Annotated in this window: 1 protein-coding gene; it reads left to right on the top strand. The window is 68.0% G+C overall.

Features of this window, described 5'->3' with window-relative positions:
* The first annotated feature begins 226 nt into the window (after positions 1–226).
* A protein-coding gene (locus tag FMM08_RS22735; RefSeq protein ID WP_439653583.1) for an IS5 family transposase occupies positions 227–1,119 on the top strand; the annotation gives its coding sequence in 2 pieces (ribosomal slippage) (positions 227–625 and positions 628–1,119; 891 coding nt in all).
* The last annotated feature ends 1,992 nt before the right edge of the window (positions 1,120–3,111 follow it).

The following is a 3,111-nucleotide window of genomic DNA, read 5'->3' as shown; positions in this document are numbered from 1 at the left end:
TTCCGCATCCCCCCAACATCCCCGCATCATCCGACAGCATCCCTGCCTCATCTCGACAGCATCCCCGCGTCCCCGCCGTGTCGTGAACAAGCCGGGGACGCACCGCGATGGACCCCAACCCCCTCACCCAGGTGATGAGCCGCGGGGAGGGCAGAACAACTCCCACCATGGCTGCTCCTAGAGCCTGTCCTGGCGATCTTCTCCGGGTGTAGTTCACCCTGGAGTGATGGTCCGACGCCATGAAGTCACCGACCAGGCCTGGGCAGCCATCGAACCCCTCATGCCCACCTCCGGACGGCGCAACGGACGCTGGAGAGACCACCGCCAAGTCCTGAACGCCATCGTCTGGAAGCTGACCACCGGCGCCCCCTGGCGCGACATCCCCGAACGCTACGGCCCCTGGAAGACCGCCCACGAACGCCTGCGCCGCTGGGAAGCCGACGGCACCTGGGACAAGATCTTCTCCCACGTGCAGACCCACAACGACGGCGAACCCGTCGAGCTGGTCGTCCACGTGGACTCCACCAGCATCCGCGCCCACCAGCACTCCGCCGGAGCGCGAAAAAAGGGGCGGACCCGGTGCCCTACTGGCGTGAAGGGCAGCGCACCTGCGCGGTCACGCCAGTACAAGGTGAGGCCCTCGGACGCTCCCGCGGCGGGCTGACCAGCAAGGTCCACCTCGCTGTGGACAACAAGGGACGGCCACTGTCCTTGACGATCACCGAGGGACAGGCCGGGGACAACCCCCAGCTGATGCCGCTGCTGGACGCCATCGCCCTCAAGACCGGCCGACCCGGTCGGCCCCGGACCCGCCCCGAGCACGTGGTGGCCGACAAGGCCTACTCCCACAAGTCCACCCGCCGTGAACTACGCCGACGTCGAGTGGCGCACACCATCCCAGAGAAGTCCGACCAGATTGCCTGGCGTCAGCGGCAGGGCAGTTGCGGTGGGCGTCCGCCGAACTTCGACCGTGAGAAGTACCGCGACCGCAACGTCGTGGAGCGCTGCTTCAATCGCCTCAAGCAGCGCCGGGCGCTGTCCACCCGCTACGCCAAGCGCGCCAGCCTCTACCGAGCCCTCGCGATCATCGCCTGCACCCTGATCTGGCTCAAGAAGTGATCGCCAGGACAGGCCCTAGACCGTGTCCCTGCTCTCCGGGAGACGTAGTTCGAAGCGCCGAAAGTGATCTGCAGCCGACGAGGCGTGCATCTGGGGAACAGCGAACCGTAAGTAAAGCGCTTGACGCTCTTCGACGCCTCGCGTGGTGGTGGCTGGGTGAGGATTGCTCGGCAGCTGATTCATGTCGGGTGTTGCTCCTGGGCCACGACCGCTGGATGTCGCGGGTGCGAGGGCAGGTCGTGGCGGCTGCTCGCGAGGACGTGGGCCTGGGGTGTCCAGGCAGTTGCTCTGCTCAGTGACGTTGGTGTCAGCGCCGGTCGAAGACGAGGCGGATGGCTGAGTGCGAGTGGTGGTGCTTGGCGATCCGCGGCTACCCCGCCGGCCTCTCCTGAGGCGTCAGCTCCGAGCGATCGTGAGAGGCGGAGCCTCGACCGGCGGCCACGGTGCGGTCAAACCGCTGATGCGTTCGCGGGACCGTGCCGGAGAGGAGACCGTCGACACGCAGAGGCGAGCTCTGAGCACACTCCCACCACAGCTGGGACGTGCATCTCAGGACGTCGTCGGTCCGTGCGCCACCCCGCTACGACGCCTCCGTCGGTGAGCCATGACTTCGCTTGAGACGGAACAGCCGCGGCGGTCGCTGCCGTTCCGCCTTCAAGGATCTCGGCGTAGGTCATCCAGGTGCGGTCATCGACGGCGGAGTGCACGTCCGAGGCTCCAACTGTCATCTACGGCCCAGAGTGAGGCCGATGCGGTTGGTGGCGGTCTGCGGCCCGCGCCGGGAGCGGCAGCGCAGCCACGGTCGCCTTGAGCACGTCAGAGACAGCATCCTCTCTGTTGCGCCAGGAACGCGGCTGAACCTGCCCCATCGTGAGCGGAGCGCGCGAGTAGAGCCGAGCCTGCGGCGTAGCTGGCGCGTCTATCCTGCGCAAGGCGCTCTGCGCATCGCTGGCGCGCTCGTGACGGCGTTGCACTGGAGCCGGAGGTGGGTCGTGACGACGGCCGTAGCGGTTCTCGTGCCGGCCCGCCTCGAGCGGCGGCTCGCAGGAGGACCTTGGCCTGTCAGGCACACGGGCGACGTGGTCCCAGCTCGTGGTCGTCAGACCACCGGCGGCGAGAGAACAACTGGGGGCCATGCCGACTGCATGACGGCAGCGCACCGCGATGCTGTGCTTCCTCTACCCGTAGACCTGCTGCTCGGTGAGCAGACGGACCGTCTGCAGGTCGACACCTGGGAAAGGTGGGCTGGGTGCTCACGGAGGCCGCAGCTGATGAACGCCCGGACCACGTGGCGAGCTCTCACCGACGTCCGAGGTGCTCCTCACGCCGTCGCCCCCGTCGTGGGCGCGGTACGGACAGCCGCGCCGGCGATCACCCTGACGAGCGTTGAGTGAGCCATCTCCGGCGGCGGGGTGGAAGGGACCCGTTCTGACCGCTGTACCGCTCACCTCACGACGTGTCCCGGCCTGCGGGTGTCGAGGCTGCCCAAGGCGGCGGCACCTGTGACGGGTTGAGACGCTTCCCGTGGCTCGGGCCCGCACGGTGCGGAGAAGTCTCGTGCAGCAGCGACGCAGCCACCAAGAGGTGGCCACCGGCCAACCCTGTGGTGACCCCCCTCGGTGTGGCCGACCTGGCAGACGCAGACGTCCCGAGGGGCACCCGTGGCGGTTCAGGGCATCGTCCCGACAGCGACCGACTGAAGCGCCGAACCCTCGACAAGGTCCTCGGACGCGCCTCAGCAGAGCGCCCGGGGCTGTGGGGGAGATGTCGGCCACATTCGGGTGGGTGTGGGGGGTGGGTGGGTGGGGTGGTGCGTCGGATTGGGGGGTTGGGGGGGATGGGTTGGGGGGTGGGGTGGTGCAGGTGTGTGGTGTTTGTGCTGGTCAGGGGGGCGATTTGGTGTTGGGGTGGGGCGGGGGTAATGTTTCATCTCGCTTCCGGACGGGAAAAGCGGCCGAGGGTCTTGACCCTGGCGCTGGACCTGGTTACTGT

The organism is Quadrisphaera setariae, from assembly GCF_008041935.1.
In the GTDB taxonomy this organism is placed as follows: domain Bacteria; phylum Actinomycetota; class Actinomycetes; order Actinomycetales; family Quadrisphaeraceae; genus Quadrisphaera; species Quadrisphaera setariae.
This window is presented reverse-complemented; position numbering and strand designations above follow the sequence as displayed.